This is a genomic window from Treponema sp. R6D11, from assembly GCF_054786075.1.
Window position 1 is genome coordinate 1 of record NZ_BDHD01001425.1, and the last position, 307, is coordinate 307.

The following is a 307-nucleotide window of genomic DNA, read 5'->3' on the forward strand; positions in this document are numbered from 1 at the left end:
TCTCCAAGGTGACGACCCTCACCTCCACCTATGACCATCGCATCATCCAGGGTGCCCAGTCCGGTGAGTTCCTGCGCCGCATCCACGAGCTCCTCACCGGTGCCGACCGATTCTACGAAGAGATCTTCGAGTCACTGCGCATCCCCTACGCCCCGGTGCAGTGGGCCACCGATCGGTTGGCGAATCGTCCCGACCAGGTCGACAAGCAGGCGCGTGTCGTCGAACTCATCGATGCCTGGCGTCGATTCGGCCACCTCGTCGCCGACACCAACCCCGTGGAGTACCGGCCACGGTTCCACCACGACGT

Annotated in this window: 1 protein-coding gene; it reads left to right on the forward strand. The window is 63.8% G+C overall.

What is annotated here, in order from left to right:
- On the forward strand, window positions 1-307 hold a 307-nt coding region (locus tag ACYVTD_RS19020), incomplete at both ends, for a 2-oxo acid dehydrogenase subunit E2 (protein ID WP_461249139.1).